Source organism: Amycolatopsis sp. YIM 10 (assembly GCF_009429145.1).
Taxonomy (GTDB): domain Bacteria; phylum Actinomycetota; class Actinomycetes; order Mycobacteriales; family Pseudonocardiaceae; genus Amycolatopsis.
In genome coordinates this window covers 8,070,587-8,091,057 of sequence record NZ_CP045480.1, presented here as the reverse complement: position 1 = coordinate 8,091,057, position 20,471 = coordinate 8,070,587, and the positions used below count along the sequence as shown (strand labels likewise).

The window sequence follows — 20,471 nt, the reverse complement described above, 5'->3', positions numbered from 1 at the left end:
TATGGGGGTGGGGCGGGGGAGGACAGGGCGTGGGGCCGGGGCTGTGGACAAGTGGGTGGCTGTGGACAACTCAGCACGCGGCGTGGACGAATGTGGCATTCAGGCGGATGATGGCGGAAGAGCGATTGGTTCCCTCGCCAAGTCCGGTTTCTACTTCAGCGATGTTTCGAACATGAATATGGCCCCCGGACGGGGAAGCGTCCGGAAGCCATATTCGTATTCAGGAAAGGAAGGTTACTTGGAAAGAGCCTCACGAACCGCGTCGGCGGAGGCGGGCACGGTGGCACGCGGGCCGACCTTGTCCTCGATCGCGTCCAGCGTCTTGAGGCCGTCACCGGTGATCAGGAGAACGGTTTCCTCGTCCGGGTTCAGCTTCCCGGCCTCGACGAGCTTCTTCGCGGTCGCCACGGTCACGCCGCCGGCGGTCTCGGTGAAGATGCCTTCGGTGCGCGCCAGCAGTCGGATGCCCTCGACCACTTCTTCGTCGCTGACGTCCTCGATCGAGCCGCCGGTGCGGTTGACCACGTCCAGCACGTAGGGGCCGTCCGCCGGGTTGCCGATGGCCAGCGAGCGGGCGATGGTGTCCGGCTTGACCGGCTGCACCACGTCGTGCCCGGCGCGGAAGGCGGCCGACACCGGCGAGCAGCCGGTGGCCTGCGCGCCGAAGATCTTGTACGGCGACTGCTCGACCAGGCCGAGTTCACCCAGCTCGCGGAAACCCTTGTCCACCTTGGTCAACTGAGAACCGGAGGCGATCGGCACGACGATCTGCTGCGGGCGGCGCCAGCCCAGCTGCTCGGCCACCTCGAAGGCCAGCGTCTTCGAGCCCTCGGAGTAGTACGGCCGCACGTTGACGTTGACGAACGCCCAGTTCTCGTTCTCCGCGGCCAGTTGCGTGGCCAGGCGGTTGACGTCGTCGTAGTTGCCGTCGACCGCGATCAGCGCGCCGTCGTAGACCGCGGTGGTCAGGATCTTGGCCCGCTCCAAGGTCTTCGGGATCAGCACCACGGATTCCCAGCCCGCGCGTGCCGCGGCCGCGGCCACCGCGTTGGCCAGGTTGCCGGTGGACGGGCAGGCCAGCACCTCGAAGCCGAACTCGCGGGCGGCGGCCAGCGCCACCGCGACGACGCGGTCCTTGAACGAGTGGGTCGGGTTGCCGGTGTCGTCCTTGACCCAGACTCGCTTGAGCCCCAAGGCTTTCGCGAGCCGGTCGGCACGCACCAGCCGGGTACAGCCGGGCTCGGTGTTCGGGATCTCTTCGACGTTCGACGGCACCGGCAGCAGGCTCTTGTAACGCCAGATGTTGCGCGGGCCCTTCTCGATGTCCTCGCGGCGCACGCGGCCGAAGTCGTAGGCGACCTCGAGCGGGGAGAAGTCCTCGGCGGAGACGAACTCGGGGGCGAGCGGCTGGCGGTGACCCTCTTCCTTCGACACCAGCTCAACGGCCGGGCCGAGGTCCAGGGTGCGCTTGGTCGTGCGGAGGGTGGCAGTCATCGCGAGGTCCTTCCTCATCTGCCCCACGGGTGTGGGCCGGAATTGGCACCGTGATCGTCAGCTACCTCGCGGAATCGAGATGACAGGCTGACGCCGGTTGCCGGGGCTTCTTCGGGCCGTATCCCTCTGCCCCTCTGGATGAGCGTTATTCGATTGTCGGCCCGCGCTGGGCGCGGCGCCTCGCCAACACCGTACGGCATCACGCCGTGCCCACGCGAGGACCTCACCGTGCCGGGCTACTCGCCGCCGGGCGTGGCAGGATCGTGCCGTGACCGACGCAGCCGCCCTCCACCTCGTGCTCGGCGAGGAAGAACTGCTCATCGAGCGGGCGATTCGAGCCGCTCTCGAGGCCGCCCGTAGCGCCGATCCGGCGGCGGACCTGACCCGGTTGAAGGTGTCCGAACTCACAGCTCCGATGCTGGCCGAGCTGGTCAGCCCGTCGCTGTTCAGCGAGGGCCGGGTGATCGCGATCGACGGCGCGCAGGACGCCTCACAGGAGATCGGCGACGCGATCCTGGCCTACGTCAAGGATCCCGCCGACGGGGTGGTGCTCGTGGTCGTGCACACCGGTGGCGGTCGGACGAAGGCGGGCAAGGCGCTGCCGGCGGCCCTGCGCAAGGCGGGGGCGGAGGTGGTCGAATGCCCGAAGATCACCAAGCCCGCCGAACGGGAAGCCTTCGTGCGCAACGAGGTCCGGCAAGCGGGCGGCAAGATCGACGCGGCCGGGGTGATGGCGCTCATCGACTCGGTGGGGTCGGATCTGCGGGAGCTGTCGTCGGCCGCGACGCAGCTGGTGGCGGACTCGGGCGGGAAGGTCGACGAGCAGGCCGTGCGGCGGTATCACCGCGGCCGGGCGGATGTGACCGGGTTCGCGGTGGCGGAGAAGGCGGTGTCCGGGGATCGGGCGGCGGCGCTGGAGTCGGTGCGCTGGGCGATGCAGATCGGCGTGCCGCACGTGCTGGTCGCCGACGCGCTGGCGGACGCGGTGCGCACGATCGCCAGGGTGGCCGGGGCCGGGCGCGGGAACCCGAACTCGATGGCGGGCGAACTGGGGATGCCGCCGTGGAAGATCCGGAAGGCGCAGGGGCAGGTGCGCGGGTGGGGGCCGGACGGGCTGGCGGACGCGATGCGCGTGGTGGCGAAGCTCAACGCGGACGTGAAGGGGGCCGCGGCGGATCCGGACTACGCGCTGGAACGGTCGGTACTGGCAATCGCGGCGGCGAAGGAACGCCGCTGACATCGATGGCTCCCGGCTGGGGCTTTGGATGCTGACAGGTTTCGAGGCTGGGGCTTGGGCCGCCTGCGCTGCCCGAGGCTGGGGCTTGGGCCGACTGCTTTGCCCGAGGCTGGCGGCTTGGGGTTGACGGGCGCCGAGATTGGGGCTGTGCATGCTGACGACTTCGAGAGCGGCGGCTTAGGGCCGCCGGGGGCGGCGATGGCGGGTTGCGGGGCTGACGTTGGCCTTCGTGCGCGGAAGCTGGCGGCTTTGGTGCCGGGGGTTCGACTTCGCTCGGGCGGGGATGAGTGGAATTCGGGTTTGAGACTGACTCGGCGAGGGGTGAGCGCGCGGCCGAGCCAGCGCAGGGGCGAGCCAGCGCAGGGCGGACCTGCGCAGGGCGGACCTGCGCAGGGCGGACCTGCGCAGGGCGGACCTGCGCAGGGCAGACCCGCGCAGGGCAGACCCGCGACGTGGCGTTCACGGCGACGTTCGCCGTGAAGCCACGTTGGCGGGGGTCAGGTGGTGGTGAAGCGGGCCAGGGCGCGGATCTTGTTGGTGGCGTCCAGCGCCGCGACCTTGTAGGCCTCTGACAGGGTCGGGTAGTTGAATACCGCGTCCACCAGGTAGTCGACGGTGCCGCCGCAGCCCATTACCGCTTGGCCGATGTGGACCAGGTCGGTCGCCCCGGTGCCGAAGACGTGGACGCCCAGTAGTTTCCGGTCCTCTGTGGACACCAGCAGCTTGAGCATCCCGTACGAGTCACCGGCGATTTGGCCTCGCGCGAGTTCTCGGTAGCGGGCGGTGCCGGTCTCATAGGGGATCGACGACGAAGTCAGCTCCGCCTCGGTGGCACCGCAGTAGGAGATTTCCGGGATCGTGTAGATGCCGATCGGCTGCAGCGCGGCCAGTTCGTTCGCCGGCTCGCCGAAGGCGTGGTACGCCGCCAGCCTGCCCTGGTCCATCGAGGTCGCGGCCAGCGCGGGAAAGCCGATCACGTCACCCACCGCGTAGATGTGCGGCACCTCGGTGCGGTAGTGCCCGTCCACGCTGAGCCGTCCGCGTTTGTCGGCGGCCAGGCCCGCGTGCTCCAGGCCGAGCGCGTCGGTCATGCCCTGGCGACCCGCCGAGTACATCACCGCCTCGGCCGGGATGCGCTTACCGCTGGCCAGCGACGTGACCGTGGCGTGCTCACCCACCGCCACGTCGACCACCTTCTCGCCGAACCGGAAGGTGACCGCCAGGTCCCGCAGGTGGAACTTCAGCGACTCGACGATCTCCGGGTCACAGAACTCCAGCATCCGCTCGCGCTGCTCGACCACGGTCACCCGGCAGCCGAGGGCGGCGAACATCGACGCGTACTCGATGCCGATCACCCCGGCACCCACCACGACCAGCGAGGACGGGATGCGGTCCATGCTCAGGATCTCGTCGGAGTCGAGCACACGCGCCTCGTCGAAGTCGACCTCCGGGGGCCGCGCGGGCCGCGTACCGGTGCCGATCACGATGAACTCGCCGGTCAGCGCCGTCCGCTCACCACGCGGGCCGCCTTCGACCGCGATCGTGTGCGGATCGGTGAACCGGCCGAGGCCGCTGATCAGGTGCACCCCGTTGCGCAGCAGCTGCGCGCGCACCACCTCGACCTCACGGCCGATCACGTGCTGCGTCCGGGCCATCAGATCGGTGATGGTGATGTCCTGCTTGACCCGGTAACTGGCGCCGTACAGCTCGCGCTGGCTCATCCCCGTCAGGTAGTGGACGGCCTCGCGCAGCGTCTTCGACGGGATGGTCCCGGTGTTGACGCACACCCCGCCCACCATGTCGTGGCGGTCGACCACCGCCACGCGCTTGCCGAGCTTGGCCGCGGCGATCGCCGCCTTCTGCCCGCCGGGGCCGGAGCCGATCACGATCAGGTCGTAGTCATAGGCGCTCACGCGCCATAGCCTGCCCTATCGAGACGTCGAACACACGAAAAAGCCCCCGGTTCCTCACCGGGGGCCTCATCGGAAAGCCGGGGCTCAGAGCGAGTTGACCCGCTTGGCCATGGCCGACTTCTTGTTGGCGGCCTGGTTGGCGTGCAGCACGCCCTTGGTGGCGGCCTTGTCCAGCTTGCGAGCGGCCTCGCGCTGGGCCTCGGCGGCCTTGGCCTTGTCACCGGAGTCGGCGGCCTCGCGGAACTTGCGGATCGCGGTCTTCACCGAGGACCGGATCGCCTGGTTGCGCTGACGCGCCTTCTCGTTGGTCTTGATGCGCTTCATCTGGGACTTGATGTTGGCCATACCGGCGCTCCCTCTGGTTCCTCGGGTGGGTCGCCGCCGCGTCTGTGGTGTGGCCCCGCATCTGCGGGTTTCCTCCATAGCGGAATGCCACGCGGCAACGAGTGAAAAGCCTAACACCCTGCTCAGCGGCCTCGCGGGCGGGCGTAGGTTGATCGCTGGTGAACGTGACGGCGCTGCTACTCGTGCTCGGTGCGGCGGTGGTGCACGCCGGGTGGAACCTCGCCGCGAAGCGGGTCGCGGACGGCGGGGCACGGTTCGTTTTCCTCTACTACACGGTGACAGCCGTGGTCTTCGCCCCGGTGGCGGCGGTCTCCCTGCTGTTCGCCGACGAGCGTCCACAGTGGACGTGGTTGCTGGCGGCGGCCGGGACAGCGGTGCTCCACGTCGCCTACGGGATCGTGCTCCAGCGCGGCTACGCGGTCGGCGACCTGTCCGTGGTGTACCCGCTGGCCAGGGGCAGCGGGCCGCTGCTGTCGGTGCTGGCCGCGGTCCTCGTGCTCGGCGAGCGGCCGGGCTGGCTCGGCCTGCTGGGTGCCTTCCTGGTGGTCGCCGGGGTGCTGGTGATCGGCAGTGGCGGGGCGGGCGCCGACCCGAAGCAACGCCGCGCCGGCATCTTCTACGGCCTGCTCACCGGGGCCGCGATCGCCGGGTACACGCTCTGGGACGCGCATTCGGTGACCAGCCTGGCGGTACCGCCGCTGGTCTACTTCAGCCTCGGCGCGGTGCTGCAGAGCGCGCTGCTCGCACCGTACGCCCTGCGCGGCGCCGCCACCGGTGAGCTGTGGCGCAGGCACCGCCGCGAGGTGCTGCTGGTCGGCGTGTTCTCACCGGTGGCCTACCTGCTCGTGTTGTTCGCCATGCGGCTGGCGCCGGTGAGCCTGGTCGCACCGGCCCGCGAGCTGAGCATCGTGCTCGGCGGCCTGGCCGGGTGGCTGGTACTGGGCGAAGCCGACCCGGTACGCCGCGTGCTCGGTTCCTGTGTCGTGCTGGCCGGCATCACCGCCATTGCGGTGGCGTGAACGCGCCGGTAGGGAAGAAGGCATGGAAGTTCTGAGCAGCCGCGTCCTGTTGATGCCGAAGGACCTCGATGTCTCCACCGCCTTCTACCGGGACACCCTCGGCCTGGCGATCTACCGCGAGATCCCGGTCGGCACCATCTTCTTCCTCGGCGGCGGCTTCCTGGAACTCGTCGGCCGCGGGGAGACCGGGCCGACCCCGGACATCGCCTTCTGGCTGCAGGTCCGCGATCTGCCCGCCACGCTGGCCGAACTCGCGGCCAAGGGGGTCGAGCCGGTGCGCGAGGCCCGTCGTGAGCCGTGGGGCCTGGACGAGGCCTGGATCGCCGACCCCGACGGCACCCGGATCGTGCTGGTCGAAGTACCCGCCGGCCATCCGCTGCGCACCGACGTCCGGGACCACTCGGCGGGCTGAGTTACCTTCGGCGCGTGACGAACCCCACGCGCCGGCTGGTCAAAGCGCTCGCCTGGTGCCTCGCGCTGGTACTCGGCCTGCTGGCCTGGAGCACGGTCTCGCGGGTGACCTACGGCGGTGATCCGGAAGCCGATCGGCTCGGCGTGGCCACCGTGACCGGCTGCGCCGAGCACGGTCCGATCGGGTTGCACGGCTTCGGCACCAGCTACACCTGCCAGGCCGACGTCCGCTGGTCGGACGGCGAAACCGAGCACGCCGAGTTCCCGGCGGGGCAGCTCGAGCCGGGTGAGCGGGACGTGCCGATCTACCTCGACACGTCCGAATCCGGCCGCGCCGACACCACGCTCGGCCGCAACGACACGGCGAAGTACTCGGCGGTGCGGTTACCGGCGGTGATCGGGCTCGGCTTCCTGGTCGTGGCGCTCGCGCTGGGCGCCGGGGTCGCGCTGTACCGGGTGTTCCGGCCGGAGACGCGTACCGAGACCAAGGAGTGGCCGGTCACGCGGGCCGAGCTGAAGGCGGTCCGGGTCCCGCGGCTCCAGTTGCTCGTGGCCTGGCTCGTGTTCGCCGTGGTCTACACCGTGCTGGCGACCATCCCGCGGTACGACGCGCCCCGCGGCGAGGGCGCATTCACCTCACCGTGGCCGCAGATCGAGCGGGCGCTGCTGGCGGATCCGCCCGCCACCGGCGTGGTGATCATCGGCCTCATCCTCGCGGCGCTCGTCTGGGCCATCTCCTCGTCCGTGCGAACCGACGCCGCGCGAGTGCGCAAGTACGGACCCGAGTTTCTGGCGCGCGACCAGCGGAAGAAGCCTGTTGCGGCTGAACGGCCCAAGCGGGATACCGCCGGACTGGTGTTCGGACTGCTCTTGCTGGCGGCGGCCGTCTGGGGCACCATCCGCGTCATCTCGACCGGGACGGCCGGTTCGGCCGATGCGCCGTTGACGGTCTGGCTGGCTTCGGCACGGGACGCCGTGCTGCTCGCCTGCCTGGGTGCGCTCTGGCTGGCTACGGCCGAGACCTCGCACCAGCGGATCGCGCGCCTGCTCGCCGAGCACGCCGGACAGCGCTCGGAATCGGGCGGAACCGGGGGCGGTACCGCTACGTCGTAGCCGCTGAATGGAAGGACAGCTGTGGCAACTGAGGGAATGGCCGGCGGTGAGCAGTGGCTCGCCGACTACACCCGGCGCGTCGGGGACATCCAGCGCAGGGCGCAGGAAACCCAGGACCAGATCAAGAACATGCGTGCGCGGGCGAGCAGCCCCGACGGCGCGGTGACCGTGGTACTGGCCCCAGGGGGCAGACTCGAGAGCCTCACCCTCAGTCCCGCTTCGGTGCAGCTCGGGCACCAGCGGCTGGCCGCGTCCATCACGCAGACCATCCAGGCCGCGCACGCCGACGCCGCCGCGCAGACGCAGGCCGCGCTCCAGCCGCTGGTCGGCGAGTCCGACGCGATGGAGTTCCTGAAGGACCAGGTCGGCGCCGCGGTCGCGGAGGACCCGGCCGCACCGCGGGCCGAGGATCAGCCGCCGCCGCGCCGCGACCGGGGTCCCGACGACGATGACGACGACTTCGGCGGCTCGATCATGAGGAGGGTCTGATGCCCGACGGATTCAAGGCCAAGCCCGAGGACCTGATGACCCACGCGGGCACCGTGCTCAAGCTGGGCGACCGGCTCAACCGGGCCGGGTCGAAGGGCGCCGGGGTCGATCTCGGCATGGAGACCTACGGGATCATCGGCCAGGCCTTCAGCGGCGGCGTGCGTGACCAGATCTCCGAGACCGCGACCGCGCTGAACGAACTGGGTGAGGGCCTCACCGACTTCAGCGAGGGCATCAAGGAGGCCGGTGGCGCCTACGAGCGCTTCGAGAAGGAAGTCCAGGAGCTGCTCGAACTGTTCAAGGAGGACTGATGGGGGCCACCGACGGCGCGGGGATCGTCGATTCCGTCTACCAGGCGGCGAACGATTTCAACAATCCCGAGGACTGGGCGATGGACGGGCTGGCGCTCGGCCTCGACACGCTCGGCTTCATCGCCAACCCGCTGGGCGGTCTGCTCAGCGCCGGCATCGGCTGGCTGATCGAGCACCTGGACTTCCTCAAGGAACCGCTCGACGACCTGGCGGGCGATCCGGGCAAGATCAACGAGATCGCCGCGGTCTGGGGTGAGCAGATCCGCAAGGAGGTCGGCCAGATCGCCGACGACTACAACAAGGCGATCGAGTCCGAGACCGCGGGCTGGGAGGGCGAGGCCTCGGTCAAGTACCGCGAGACCGGCCGGCAGATCGTCGAGCAGATCAAGTCGCTCGACGCCGCTTCGGCCGCGGTGTCCGAGGGCCTGCGCGGCTCCGGGCAGCTGGTCGCCACCGTGCGCGGCATCATCCGCGACATCATCGCCGAGGTGGTGGCCGAGATCGTGCTGGCGGCCGCGGCCGCGCTGGCCACCAGCTGGTGCACGCTCGGTGGCTCGATCGCCGCCTTCACCGGCTGGGCCGTGGCCCGTGGTGCGGCCACCGCGGGCAAGATCGCCGGCAAGATCTCCAAGCTGCTGATGAAGCTGGCGACCATCCTCAACAAGTTCAGCAAGCTCCGCGGCGCGGTGCAGGCGCTGGGCAAGCTGGCCAAGCGGTTCGGCGACACGGCCAAGACCCTCGGCAAGACCGCCGGCCGCAACGGCAAGGCGCTGCGCCAGGTGGAAGGCGCGGTGGACGGCTGGAAGGACGCGGTCACCAGCAAGCTGCCCGGCGGGCTCAAGCACGTCGCCGACGGCGCCGACAGCCTGATGGCCAAGCGGGTCCGCGACGGGTTCTCCGACACCATCAGCCCCGGCAACTTCGGCCGGGTCGGCCTGTACGAGGTCGCCAAGGAAGAGGCGAACGCGGACGAGAACTACGAGGAAGCCAAGCAGAACGTCGCAAAGGGTTCCTGATCAGTCGACGCTGATCGCCCGTAGCTGCGCCGCCCGCGCGGCCATCGGGCCCGGCGGGTCCCAGACCCAGGTCTGGAGATCGGTGAACCCGGCTTCGGACACTTCGGCGGCGAGTTCGTGCCTGCTCACGGGAAGCCACTTCTCGTGGGCGGACAGCACGAGCTTGCCGCCGGGCCGGAGCACCCGGCGCAGTTCGGCGAGCCCGGCCGCGCGGTCGGGCCACAGCTGCACGTTGTTCACCGAGATCACCACGTCGGCCGAGTTGTCGTCGAGACCGGTCTCCGCGGCGGAGCCGAGGTGCAGTTCCACGTTCGACGCGCCTTCGCAGCGCTCGGCGCACAACTCCAGCATTTCGGCGGACGGATCGACGCCGATCACCCGGCCGGCCCGGTCCGCGGCGGCGAGCACGCCGACGCCCGGTCCCGGCCCGAGGACCAGCACGGTCTCACCCTGGGTGAGCCGCGCCACGTCGACGACGTGGCGTTCGGTGGCCGCGTTGCCCGCCGCCATCAGCCAGCCGCCGAGGCGCCCGAGCAGCCCACGCGGGTGACCGAAGGCCCGGTCCAGCACTTGTTCGAGGGAAGTACTCATACTTCGATGTCAACACGGAGCGCAGCCGGTCGCATCGGGGATCGCCCGGAGATGAGCACTGGTCAACCGGGTCGGTGACCCCTCATGGGACGATAGGAGTGCCGAATCCCGACTTTCGCCGAGGACCAGCCACTGTGACGTTCGCCGACACCACCTTCACGCCGCCGGAGTTGATCCGCAACTTCTGCATCATCGCGCACATCGACCACGGGAAGTCCACCCTGGCCGACCGGATGCTGCAGCTCACCGGCGTGGTCGAGGAGCGGGCGATGCGCGCGCAGTACCTCGACCGGATGGACATCGAGCGGGAACGCGGCATCACCATCAAGGCGCAGAACGTGCGCCTGCCGTGGAAGGTCGACGGGCAGGACCACGTGCTGCACCTGATCGACACCCCCGGCCACGTCGACTTCACCTACGAGGTCTCGCGCGCGCTGGAGGCCTGCGAGGGCGCGATCCTGCTGGTCGACGCCGCGCAGGGGATCGAGGCGCAGACGCTGGCCAACCTGTACCTGGCGCTGGAGAAGAACCTCCACATCATCCCGGTGCTGAACAAGATCGACCTGCCCGCCGCCGAGCCGGACAAGTACGCCGCCGAGCTGGCGCACATCATCGGCTGCGAGCCGTCGGACGTGCTGCGGGTTTCGGCGAAGACCGGGCAGGGCGTGACCGAGCTGCTCGACGAGGCGGTCCGGCAGGTCCCGCCGCCGGTCGGTGCCGCCGACGCCCCGCCGCGCGCGATGATCTTCGACTCGGTCTACGACACCTACCGCGGCGTGGTCACCTACATCCGCGTGGTCGACGGCAAGATCACCCCGCGCCAGCGGATCAAGATGATGTCCACCGGCGCCACCCACGAACTGCTCGAGGTCGGCATCATCTCGCCGGAGCCGAAGGCCAGCGCCGGACTCGGGGTCGGTGAGGTGGGCTACCTGATCACCGGCGTGAAGGACGTCCGCCAGTCCAAGGTCGGGGACACCGTGACCTCGGAGCGCAAGGGCGCCGAGGAGCCGCTGGCCGGGTACCGCGAGCCGAAGCCGATGGTCTACTCCGGGCTGTACCCGGTGGACGGTTCGGACTACCCGGTGCTGCGCGAGGCGCTGGAGAAGCTCCAGCTCAACGACGCCGCGCTGACCTACGTGCCGGAGACCTCGGTGGCGCTGGGCTTCGGCTTCCGCTGCGGCTTCCTCGGCCTGCTGCACCTGGAGATCACCCGCGACCGGCTGGAGCGCGAGTTCGGCCTCGACCTGATCTCCACCGCGCCGAACGTGGTCTACCAGGTCTATCTCGACGACGGCAGCGAGGTGACGGTGACCAATCCGTCGGACTGGCCGACCGGGATGAAGATCGCCGAGGTGCACGAGCCGCTGAGCAAGGTCACGGTGATCGCGCCGTCGGAGTTCATCGGCGCGATCATGGAGCTGTGCCAGAGCAAGCGCGGGCAGCTGCTTGGCATGGACTACCTGTCCGAGGAACGGGTGGAGCTGCGGTACAACTTGCCGCTGGCGGAGATCATCTTCGACTTCTTCGACTCGCTGAAGTCGCGCACCCGCGGCTACGCCTCGCTCGACTACGAGGAGGCCGGGGAGCAGGCCTCCGAGCTGGTCAAGGTCGACATCATGCTGCAGGGCGAGACGGTCGACGCGTTCTCCGCGATCGTGCACAAGGACGCCGCGTACTCCTACGGCAACCGGATGGCCACGCGACTGCGCGAGCTGATCCCGCGCCAGCAGTTCGAGGTGCCGATCCAGGCGGCCATCGGCTCGCGGATCATCGCCCGCGAGACCATTCGCGCCATCCGCAAGGACGTGCTGGCCAAGTGCTACGGCGGGGACATCTCGCGGAAGCGGAAGCTGCTGGAGAAGCAGAAGGAAGGCAAGAAGCGGATGAAGACGGTCGGCCGGGTGGAGGTCCCGCAGGAGGCCTTCGTCGCCGCACTGTCCACTGAGGACGCTTCGGACAAGGGCAAGGGCAAGAAGTAGGGCCGTGCCCGGCCTGGAGGCGCTGGCGCGCTCGGTGCGCGACGGCGAGGTGGACCCGGTCGAACTGCTCGAAGGTGCGCTGGCGCGGGCGGAGGCACGGGCTTCGCTGAACGCGGTCGTGCACGTGGACCGTTCGGCCACCGCTCGTGCCGACGGCCCGCTCGCCGGGATTCCGGTGCTGGTCAAGGAGATCATCGAGGTCGGCGGGCTGCCGTTCCGGTGCGGCTCCGAGGTGTTCGCCGACCGGATCGGGGCCGCGGACGCGGAGATCGTGGCCAGGGTCAGGGCGGCGGGCGGGGTGGTCTTCGGGCTGACGCACAGCCACGAATTCGCCTACGGCTGCACGGGTACGGCCAACCGGGCGGGACCGTGCCGGAATCCTCACGATCCTTCGCGCATCGCGGGCGGTTCGAGTTCCGGCTCGGCGGCGGCGGTCGCGGCTGGAATCGCCGGGTTGGCGCTGGGCACGGACACGGCGGGCTCGGTGCGGGTCCCGGCCTCGTTGTGCGGTGTGGTGGGGGCGAAGCCGAGTCGCGGTCTGCTGCCCGCGGACGGGGTGTTCCCGCTTTCGCGGTCGCTGGATCACGTGGGCGTGTTCACCGGTTCGGTGGCCGACGCGCGGTATGCCGTCGAAGTGCTGGGGCGGGTTTCGTTGCCCGCCTTGACCGGATCGCCGCGCCTCGGGGTGGTCGAGGTGGACGCTTCGCCCGCGGTGACGGCGGCTTTCGACGAGTGCCTCGGGGTGCTGGAGGCGGCGGGCGCGCGGTTGACGCGGGTCGACTTCGACTGGGACGAGATCAACCGGACCGCGGTGGACCTGCAGGGCCCGGAGGCCGCCGCGGTGCACGCGGAGTTGCTTTCCGAGCGGTACCAACCGGATGTGCGGGACCGGTTGCGGGCGGCCGCGGAGGTGCCGGGATGGCGTTACGTCCTGGCGCGGGAACGGGTGCGGCCGCTCACCGACGCTGTCGAGCGGGTTCTGTCCGAAATGGACGGTGTGGTGCTGCCTGCGGTGCCGATGCGGGCCACGCCCATCGGTGACGAGTCCGTGCGCGAACCGTTGCTGCGCTACAACCGCCTGGCGAACCTGACCGGATTCCCGGCACTGAGCCTGCCGATGCCGGTGCGGGGTGGACTGCCCGCCGGGATGCAGGTTCTCGGGACCGATGATGCCCGGGTGTTCGGAGTGGCCGAGTGGGTGGAGAACGCCCTGGTGCCGTGAAAGCCATCTTCACGGCACCAGAGCGTCACGGGATCAGCAGGGGCCGTCGTCGCGCCAGACGCCCCATTCGCCGGTGGTGCCGGGCTCCTCGCCCTGCGTCCACCACTTCGCGGTCCACTTGGTGCCGTTGTGCGACACCACGTTCCCGCCGGTGTACACCGTTGCCGAGTTCCAGGCGGGCTGGCTGCACACGCCCGGATTGCCGCCGGTGTCCCACGGGATCTGCGAGGACTTGTAGAAGTTGATGCCCGCCGCCGTCCAGCGCGGGCCATGGGCGCCGAGCCGGGTGCGGAACTGGTTCCAATTGTGCGTGGACCACGGCGACCAGCCGAGTTCGGCGTGCGCGGCCAGCCGCGGAAACGCCATGTACTCGATGTGCGCGCTGGTCACGATCGTCTCCGTCCACAGTGGAGACTCCACGCCCAGCACCGCCGATTCGGGCACGCCGTTGAGGTAGGCGCCGGGGTTCCATTCGTAGGCCGTCTGCACCTCGATGAACCCGGCCCAGCTCAGCCCGAGCGGGGTGGACGAGTTGTACTTCATGTCCAGGTAGGCCTTGTTCGCCGGGGACATCAGCACCTTGCTGCCCCGCGCCACCGCGTTCACCACGCCCTGGTCGGCGGTGGTGGTGCCCCAGAACTGCGGGACCGCGGTACCCGGCAGCTGCACCTTCGCGATGTCGTGCCAGCCCTGCACGGTCTTGCCGTTCTGCGCCACCAGCGGCAGCACCTTCGTCATGAAGGTCTGGTAGTCCGCGTCCGAGGTCGCGTGCGCCTCGTCGCCGCCGATGTGGAAGTACGGGCCGGGGGTCAGCGCGGAGATCTCGCGGATCACGTCGGCCACGAACTGGTAGGTGATGTCCTTCGAGATGCACAGCGAGCTGTAGCCGACCTCGATGTCGGTCCGCAGCGGCGGCGCGACACCGTTGCAGTTCAGTTCGGCGTAGGAGGCCAGTGCCGCGTTGGTGTGGCCGGGCATGTCGATCTCGGGGACCACGGTGATGTGCCGCGAAGCCGCGTACGCGACGATCTCGCTGTACTGCGCCTTTGTGTAGTACCCGCCGGGGCCGCCGCCGACCTGCGTGCTGCCGCCGTAGGTGGCCAGCTTCGGCCAGCTGTCGATCATGATCCGCCAGCCCTGGTCGTCGGCCAGGTGCAGGTGGAAGTAGTTGATCTTGTACAGGGCCAGCTGGTCGATGTACTTCTTCACCGCGTCGACCGGGTGGAAGTGCCTGGCCACGTCCAGCATCGCGCTGCGGTAGGCGAAGCGCGGGTGGTCGGTGATGGTGGCGCCGGGCAGGGTCCACGGGCCGGACTGCACGGTCGGGCTCTCGATCGCGGCCGGGAACAGCTGGCGCAGCGTCTGCACCCCGCTGAACAGGCCGGCCGCGGTGTTCGCCCGCAGCACCACGTTCTGCGCCGACACGGTCAGCTGGTAACCCTGGTCACCGACGCTGCCCGGCGCGCCGGACAGCAGCAGCGAGATGCCGTCGGCGGGCGGGGTGGCCGGTGCGGTCTGCACCGGCAGCGCGTAGCCGGTCGACCGGCGCAGCACGCCGGCCAGGTAGTCGCCGACCGAAGCCGAGGCGGCGTAGATCTTGGTGCTCTCCGCCAGCGTGTGGGTCACCCCGGCGGCGGGCTGCACCGAAACCGGGACCGGCACCAGGCTGGTCAGCGGCTCGGCGGCCGGGGCCGGGCTGGCGGCGGCGGGCTGCAGCGCGGCGAACGAGCCGCCGGCGATGGTCAGTGCGGCGAGCGCCCGGGCCAGCCGCATCCGCACGCGGGATCTTCCACCGGTTTTCACCATGGGCCTCCTGTACTCGGATTCTCCCACCGGATCGGGATAGAGGTCTAGACCAATACGGGGTAAATCGGGCTGGTGTTACCGCCGAACGGGTGTGGCTTGGTTCAATATGGCGATACGGTTGTCCCTGGTCATGCTGGAGTCACCGGTGGCGCGATGCGAGTGAGCCTGTGCCTGACCGGGTTCACCCCGGTCGGCCCCGAACCGGTCGAGGCGGCGGAAAGCGCCGGGTTCGACGGGGTGTGGCTGGCCGAGCACGCCGGCTTCGGCGACAGTGTGGTGCCCGCGGCGGCGGGTCTCGCCCGCACCGAGCGGATCGACGTCGGAGTGGTCGGCCCCGGTCCGGCCGGTCGGCATCCCGGGGTACTGGCGATGGAACTGGCTTCGCTCGCGCGGCTCGGGCCCGGCCGGGTTCGAGCCCAGGTCGGCCTCGGTGAGCCGAAACTGATCGGGCGGCTGGGCGGGGACCACCGCGGCGGGGCCCGCGTGATGGGGGAGTTCGTCACCGCGTTGCGGGCACTGCTGAACGGCGAGCGACTGACCGGAACCCATGCGGGACACCGGTTCGACGGGTTCCGGCTCGCGCACGGCCCGGTCCGCGCGCCGGTCGACCTGCTCGCCGTGCGCCCCCGGATGCTGGAGACGGCTGCCCGGTGCGCGGACGGTGTCTCACTGAGCGCCGGTGCTTCCCGCGACTACCTGGCATCGACGGTCCGCCGCGTCAAAGCTTTGCGCCAAGGGGACTTCCGGATCACCGCGTTCGCACTGGCCGCCGTCGCCGACCGCGTGGAAGACGCACTTTCCTTGGTGCGACCGGCTTTCCGCGGCTTCACCCCGGAAACGACCGAGGTGCTCGCGCCGGGCGCCGAACTCGCCGACCGCGCGCTGATCGCCACCCCGGACACGCTCGGGCGGGCACTGGCCGCCTATGCCGACACCGGCATCGACGAACTCGCGTTGACGTTGTTCTCCCCGTTGGCCGGACTCAGCCTTCCTGGACGATGACGCCGATCCTGGTGACCAGTTCCTCCGGCGCGGTTTTGTCCGGATCGGTCAGATAGGTCTCCACCACCGGGCCCGACGGCTCGTACCCGTTGTCCTGGACCCAGGTCAGCAAGGCGTGGTAGGTCAGCACAAGGTCTTCGTACGGGCCGATGTGCTCGACCGTGGCCTCCGTCCCGGCGAGCAGCGACGCCGCTTCGGTGGTCGGCGGTTCCTCGTCGGCCTCGATGGCGGCGGCGATCGACAACGGCTCAGCCGCCAGGTCCAGCGGGTACAGCCCCAGCAGCGGTGGACGCCACGGCACCCCCTCACGTTCGAAGGCGGCGGCGAGCCGTGTCGCGCAAGCGGCGAACGCCCCGCCGAGGTTGTCGGGATCGGCGCTCGCCCGGACCACCCGCAGCCGTCGCTCGGGTACCCGGTCCAGCGTGATCTCCGGGCGGGGGAGTCCGCGCGCGAGCAGCTTTTCGGTCGACCGCATCAGGATCTGCTGGGGCCGCACCTCGTTTTCGAGCCGCTCGCGCAGGGCGAGCAACGGCCCGGCGAGATCTCCGTCGAGCACCTTCGCGATGTCCGGCAACGGCACGTCCAGCCGCTGCAGCAGGGTGATGACCAAGGCGTCCCGCGCCTGTTCCGGCCGGTAGCACGGCCCGGCCTCCGGCGGGGTGAGCAGGTCGAGGTCTTCGTAGCGCCGCAGCCGGTGCTCACTGAGGCGGCAGCGCCGGGCGAACCGGTCGATCGGGATGAGTGCCACCCGTGGACCCTCCCACACAACGCTGAAGGTGACCGCCGTGCTGGGTACGCTCGAGCGCATGATCACCGAACTCCGAGTGCCCGTGCTGGTCGCGCCGATGGCGGGTGGGCCGTCGACGCCGGAACTCGTCGCCGCCGCGAACCGGGCCGGGGCGTCCGGGTTCCTCGCCGGTGGTTACCTGACCGCGGAGGCGCTGGGCGAGCAGATCGCACGCACCAGGGAGCTGACCGGCAAGCCGTTCGGCGTCAACCTGTTCGTGCCGGGTGAGCGCGGTGGCCACGATCTCGCGAACTACCAGCTGCGCCTGCTCGCCGAAGCCCAGCGCTACGGCGTCGAGCCGGGCGTGCCGGACTGGAACGACGACCACTACCCGGCCAAGCTGGACCTGGTGGTTGCACAGCGGATCCCGCTGGTTTCGTTCACCTTCGGCAGGCCGTCGGCAAAAGACGTCGAGCGGTTGCACGCCGCGGGCAGCCGTGTGGTGGTCACGGTGACCAATCCCGCCGAGGCCCGGCTGGCCGCCGAAGTCGGCGCGGATGCCTTGTGCGTCCAGGGTTTCGAAGCCGGGGCGCATCGCGGTTTGTTCACCGACGAGGAAACCGAGGCCGCGGGTGGCGAGACCTACGGCCTGCTCGCCGCGCTACGGCTCGTGGCGGCCGAAGTGGACCTGCCGCTGATCGCCACCGGCGGCCTGGTGCACGGCGCGGACGTCGCCGCCGTGCTCACCGCGGGCGCGGTGGCCGCCCAGCTCGGCACGGCCTTCCTGCGGGCCGACGAAGCCGGCACCAACCAGACCTACCGGCAGGCGCTGGCCGAAGGCGGCCGCCGGACCGCGTTCACCCGCGCGTTCAGCGGACGGCCCGCGCGCGGGCTGGTCAACCGGTTCCTGCTGGAGCATTCCGGCCCGGCCCCGGCCGCCTATCCGGAGGTGAACGGCCTGACCAAGCCGATCCGCGCGGCGGCGGCCAAGGCCGGTGACCCCGAGGCGCTTTCGCTGTGGGCGGGGCAGACCTACTCGCTGAGCAGGTCCGCCCCGGCCGCCGAGATCGTCGAAACCCTGGACGACGAACTCCGGGACGCCGCCGGAAAGGCGCAGCGGTGGATGTTCCGCAGGAAGGACTGACCTACTTCTCCGCGTTCTCCTTGCCCAGCACCGAGTTGCGCCGGCTGTAGGCGAAGTAGATCACCAGGCCGATGGCGAACCACATGGCGAAGCGCAGCCAGGTTTCCGGCTGCAGGAAGGTGATCAGCCAGATCGAGAAGACCACGCCGATGATCGGCACCACCGGCATGCCCGGGGTCTTGAAGCCGCGCGGCAGGTCGGGGCGCTTGTACCGCAGCACGACCACCGCGATGCAGACCACCACGAAGGCCAGCAGGATGCCGATGTTGGTCAGCTCGGCCGCCTCGGCGATCGGCAGGAACCCGGCGATCAGCGCCGAAGCCGCGCCCAGCACCCAGGTGATCCGGCTCGGCACCTTCTTCACCGGGTGCGTCTTGGCGAACCACTTCGGCAGCAGGCCGTCGCGGCTCATCGAGAAGCCGACGCGCGCCGCGCCCATCATGAAGGTGAACAACACGGTCAGGATGCCGAGAATGGCGCCCGCGGCGATGATCGCGCCCAGCCACTTCATCCCGATCCCGGCGAAGGCGCTGGAGAACGCGGCCTCGCTGTCGATGTCCTTGAAGTTCACCATCCCGGTCAGCACCAGGCACGCCAATACGTAGAGCACCATCGAGATGGCCAGCGAGTAGATGATCGCCTTCGGCATGTGCTTCTGGGAGTCCTTCGACTCCTCGGCCGCGGTGGACATGGCGTCGTAGCCGAACACCGCGAAGAACACCGTCGCCGCACCGGTGAACGCGCCAGCCCAGCCGAACGGGGCGAACGGGTTGTAGTTGTCGGTGTTGATGTGGAACGCGCCGACCACGATCACCAGCAGCACCACGCCGACCTTGAGGTAGACCAGCAGCGTCTCGAACCGGGCCGCGTTCTTCATGCCCTGGTTGAGGATGAACGCGATCAGCAGGCACAGCAGCACGGCGAACAGGTTGACCTTGTAGGTGCCGGACGCGACACCGTCCGGTTCGGTGCCCGGCGCGCCGAGCATCCACTCCGGCAGCGAGATGTTCAGGAAGCCCAGCAGGTCGTTGAAGTAACCGCTGATGCCGATCGCCACCACCGCCACGATCGCGGTGTACTCCAGCAGCAGGTCCCAGCCGATGAACCAGCCGGTGATCTCGCCGAGCACCGCGTAACCGTAGGTGTAGGCCGAGCCCGCCCGCGGGATCAGCCCGGCGAACTCGGCGTAGGAGAACGCCGCGGCCGCGCTGGCGATGCCGGCGATCAGGAAGGAGATCAGCACGGCCGGGCCCGCTGTCTCGTTCGCCACCGCGCCGGCCAGTGAGAAGATGCCGGCGCCGATGATGCCGCCGACCCCGATCGCGGTCAGCTGACGCAGGCCGAGAGTGCGCTGCAGTCCCTCGCTCTCGGCCACCGGTTCGATCTGGTCGATGGGCTTGCGCCGGAAGATTCCGTTGCCGGAACCGCTCTGGCCGACGGTCATGGTCCGCTCCCGTGCTCGTGCTTGCGCTCCTGGCCCGGATCACGGGCCAAGCGGCACCGTACCCGCTGGGCGGGCGCTGGGCAGCATCGCGCGGCGAGTCTGGTCAGACGACTCGATTCAGTTGCGCCGGGCGTTGTCCGGTACGTCGGATTCGAGTTTCACCGGCGCGGGCCTGGCGCTCAGGCCGATGCCTCGGTGTCGACTTCGGACGCGACGGACCCGGCCACCCGGCGCTGCTTGCCGTGCGCAGCGCTCGCGGCGAAGTAGGTGATCAGCTCCGCGATGGCGGGCGGGTCGTCCAGCTGCGGGCAGTGGCCCCAGTCGTCGCGCACCAGCAGCCTGCTGTGCGGCACCAGGCTGTGCAGCTGCTTGCCCGACGCGGCGCTGACCAGCTTGTCCTTGCCGCAGGCGACCACCAGCAGCGGGGCGCGCACGGTGTCGAGCTGATAGGCGGTGGTCAGTTCCTCCACCAGCTGCCTGGCCTGCTCGAGGCGGCCGGTGGTGGCCCGGTAGTCGGGGAACAGCTCGGTGAAGCGGCGGACCTGCGTGGTGTCGGCCAGGGCGGAGTCGGCGTAGAGCAGCCGCGGGACCACCTGCTCGGCGATCGCGCGGACGACAAAACCGGGTACCGGCAACGGGAGCGAGGAGTACAGGCGCAGCGGCACCGGGAACCTGGCCACCGTGCGGATCAGCCACGAGTCCACAAAACCGGGCGCGGCGATGGACACCACGCCGGTCACCGGCAGGCGGGTGCTCTGCGCGGCCCGCAGGCTGATCGTGCCGCCGAGCGAGTTCCCGGCCAGCACGACCGGCCCGAGCACCGACTGCTCCTTGATCAGCGCGGCGAGAAAGGTGTCCAGCTGCGGCAGCATCGCGCCGGGGCGCAGCGCGTCGGCCTCGCCGAAACCCGGCAGATCCACCGCGACCGCGGAATGTCCCGCGGCCGCAAGCTCTTCCAGTACCGGGCGCCAGGTGTCGGCGCTGTCGCAGTAGCCGTGCAGCAGCACCAGCCTCGGCGTGGCCGGCCGGGCGGACCGCCTGGCCGAACGGCGTCGCGGCGTGTCGGCATCGGGCTGGGGACCGACCTCCAGCACACGCGTGCGGGCACCGGCATAGCGGCGGTGGGCGACCCGGATCCCCGAATCGTCCAGCACCGTCGGTGGTGCCTCCCGCTGCTGTGCGGTCATGTATTCCAGGGTAAGCAC

19 protein-coding genes, 1 pseudogene and 1 riboswitch are annotated in these 20,471 nt (G+C 70.0%); of the genes and pseudogenes, 12 read left to right on the top strand and 8 right to left on the bottom strand.

What is annotated here, in order from left to right:
* Positions 1-234: 234 nt before the first annotated feature.
* Positions 235-1,494 (bottom strand): threonine synthase, encoded by a 1,260-nt coding sequence (gene thrC, locus YIM_RS38300; protein ID WP_153035028.1) that lies wholly within the window; start codon positions 1,492-1,494, stop codon positions 235-237.
* 11 nt (positions 1,495-1,505) lie between these two features.
* A riboswitch (SAM riboswitch) is annotated at positions 1,506-1,639 on the bottom strand.
* Between the two features lie 123 nt (positions 1,640-1,762).
* Here thrC and holA point away from each other — a divergent pair.
* The gene (holA, locus tag YIM_RS38295; RefSeq protein WP_153035027.1) at positions 1,763-2,731 is read left to right on the top strand and encodes a DNA polymerase III subunit delta; all 969 of its coding nucleotides are present in this window, start codon (positions 1,763-1,765) and stop codon (positions 2,729-2,731) included.
* Between the two features lie 367 nt (positions 2,732-3,098).
* Positions 3,099-3,242 (top strand): annotated as a pseudogene (locus YIM_RS50170) (pentapeptide repeat-containing protein); the annotation flags it as partial.
* On the opposite strand, the gene sthA reads toward YIM_RS50170, so the two are convergent.
* Together sthA and rpsT are read right to left on the bottom strand one after the other, a co-directional pair.
* Entirely contained in the window at positions 3,229-4,644 is a 1,416-nt protein-coding gene (sthA, locus tag YIM_RS38285; RefSeq protein ID WP_153035026.1) for a Si-specific NAD(P)(+) transhydrogenase, read from the bottom strand. The pseudogene YIM_RS50170 and the gene sthA overlap by 14 nt on opposite strands.
* Before the next feature lie 84 nt (positions 4,645-4,728).
* The gene (gene rpsT / locus YIM_RS38280) at positions 4,729-4,989 is read right to left on the bottom strand and encodes a 30S ribosomal protein S20 (protein WP_153035025.1); all 261 of its coding nucleotides are present in this window, start codon (positions 4,987-4,989) and stop codon (positions 4,729-4,731) included.
* Between the two features lie 158 nt (positions 4,990-5,147).
* Between rpsT and YIM_RS38275 the strand changes: the two genes are divergently transcribed.
* From YIM_RS38275 to YIM_RS38250, 6 genes are read left to right on the top strand one after another with little or no spacing between them, the layout of a single operon-like run.
* A complete protein-coding gene (locus YIM_RS38275; RefSeq protein ID WP_153035024.1) occupies positions 5,148-6,008 on the top strand; it encodes an EamA family transporter in 861 nt (286 codons plus the stop codon).
* 22 nt (positions 6,009-6,030) lie between these two features.
* The gene (locus YIM_RS38270; protein ID WP_153035023.1) at positions 6,031-6,420 is read left to right on the top strand and encodes a VOC family protein; all 390 of its coding nucleotides are present in this window, start codon (positions 6,031-6,033) and stop codon (positions 6,418-6,420) included.
* A 14-nt stretch (positions 6,421-6,434) separates the two neighbouring features.
* Complete coding sequence (locus YIM_RS38265) at positions 6,435-7,532, top strand: DUF6346 domain-containing protein (RefSeq protein ID WP_153035022.1); 1,098 nt, start codon at positions 6,435-6,437, stop codon at positions 7,530-7,532.
* A 21-nt stretch (positions 7,533-7,553) separates the two neighbouring features.
* Positions 7,554-8,021 carry a YbaB/EbfC family nucleoid-associated protein gene (locus tag YIM_RS38260; RefSeq protein WP_228004284.1) on the top strand — a complete coding sequence of 156 codons (468 nt, stop codon included), beginning with the start codon at positions 7,554-7,556 and terminating at the stop codon, positions 8,019-8,021.
* Positions 8,021-8,332, top strand: coding sequence for a hypothetical protein (locus tag YIM_RS38255; RefSeq protein WP_153035021.1), 312 nt, complete (start codon positions 8,021-8,023; stop codon positions 8,330-8,332). The genes YIM_RS38260 and YIM_RS38255 overlap by 1 nt, the downstream gene beginning before the upstream one ends.
* Complete coding sequence (locus YIM_RS38250; protein ID WP_153035020.1) at positions 8,332-9,348, top strand: WXG100 family type VII secretion target; 1,017 nt, start codon at positions 8,332-8,334, stop codon at positions 9,346-9,348. The genes YIM_RS38255 and YIM_RS38250 overlap by 1 nt, the downstream gene beginning before the upstream one ends.
* Here YIM_RS38250 and YIM_RS38245 read toward each other — a convergent pair whose 3' ends face one another.
* Positions 9,349-9,939, bottom strand: coding sequence for a class I SAM-dependent methyltransferase (locus tag YIM_RS38245; RefSeq protein WP_153035019.1), 591 nt, complete (start codon positions 9,937-9,939; stop codon positions 9,349-9,351).
* A 134-nt stretch (positions 9,940-10,073) separates the two neighbouring features.
* On the opposite strand from YIM_RS38245, the gene lepA reads away from it, so the two are divergent.
* Together lepA and YIM_RS38235 are read left to right on the top strand one after the other, a co-directional pair.
* Positions 10,074-11,921 (top strand): translation elongation factor 4, encoded by a 1,848-nt coding sequence (gene lepA / locus YIM_RS38240; protein ID WP_153035018.1) that lies wholly within the window; start codon positions 10,074-10,076, stop codon positions 11,919-11,921.
* A gap of 4 nt (positions 11,922-11,925) precedes the next feature.
* On the top strand, positions 11,926-13,143 hold the full coding sequence (locus YIM_RS38235) for an amidase (protein ID WP_153035017.1): 1,218 nt from the start codon (positions 11,926-11,928) through the stop codon (positions 13,141-13,143).
* Positions 13,144-13,176: 33 nt separating this feature from the next.
* Here the strand turns inward: YIM_RS38235 and YIM_RS38230 are convergent, their stop codons facing one another.
* Positions 13,177-14,949 carry a family 20 glycosylhydrolase gene (locus YIM_RS38230; protein ID WP_228004283.1) on the bottom strand — a complete coding sequence of 591 codons (1,773 nt, stop codon included), beginning with the start codon at positions 14,947-14,949 and terminating at the stop codon, positions 13,177-13,179.
* A 153-nt stretch (positions 14,950-15,102) separates the two neighbouring features.
* On the opposite strand from YIM_RS38230, the gene YIM_RS38225 reads away from it, so the two are divergent.
* Positions 15,103-15,951: an LLM class flavin-dependent oxidoreductase gene (locus tag YIM_RS38225; protein WP_153035016.1), complete on the top strand. Its 849-nt coding sequence runs from the start codon at positions 15,103-15,105 to the stop codon at positions 15,949-15,951.
* Here the strand turns inward: YIM_RS38225 and YIM_RS38220 are convergent.
* A complete protein-coding gene (locus YIM_RS38220; protein WP_194239887.1) occupies positions 15,932-16,699 on the bottom strand; it encodes a GyrI-like domain-containing protein in 768 nt (255 codons plus the stop codon). The two genes, YIM_RS38225 and YIM_RS38220, sit on opposite strands and share 20 nt — an antisense overlap.
* A gap of 58 nt (positions 16,700-16,757) precedes the next feature.
* On the opposite strand from YIM_RS38220, the gene YIM_RS38215 reads away from it, so the two are divergent.
* Positions 16,758-17,822: a nitronate monooxygenase family protein gene (locus YIM_RS38215; RefSeq protein WP_153035014.1), complete on the top strand. Its 1,065-nt coding sequence runs from the start codon at positions 16,758-16,760 to the stop codon at positions 17,820-17,822.
* A 1-nt stretch (position 17,823) separates the two neighbouring features.
* Here YIM_RS38215 and YIM_RS38210 read toward each other — a convergent pair whose 3' ends face one another.
* Together YIM_RS38210 and YIM_RS38205 are read right to left on the bottom strand one after the other, a co-directional pair.
* Positions 17,824-19,266 carry an amino acid permease gene (locus YIM_RS38210; protein WP_153035013.1) on the bottom strand — a complete coding sequence of 481 codons (1,443 nt, stop codon included), beginning with the start codon at positions 19,264-19,266 and terminating at the stop codon, positions 17,824-17,826.
* 179 nt (positions 19,267-19,445) lie between these two features.
* Positions 19,446-20,453 carry an alpha/beta fold hydrolase gene (locus YIM_RS38205; protein WP_153035012.1) on the bottom strand — a complete coding sequence of 336 codons (1,008 nt, stop codon included), beginning with the start codon at positions 20,451-20,453 and terminating at the stop codon, positions 19,446-19,448.
* Between the last annotated feature and the right edge of the window lie 18 nt (positions 20,454-20,471).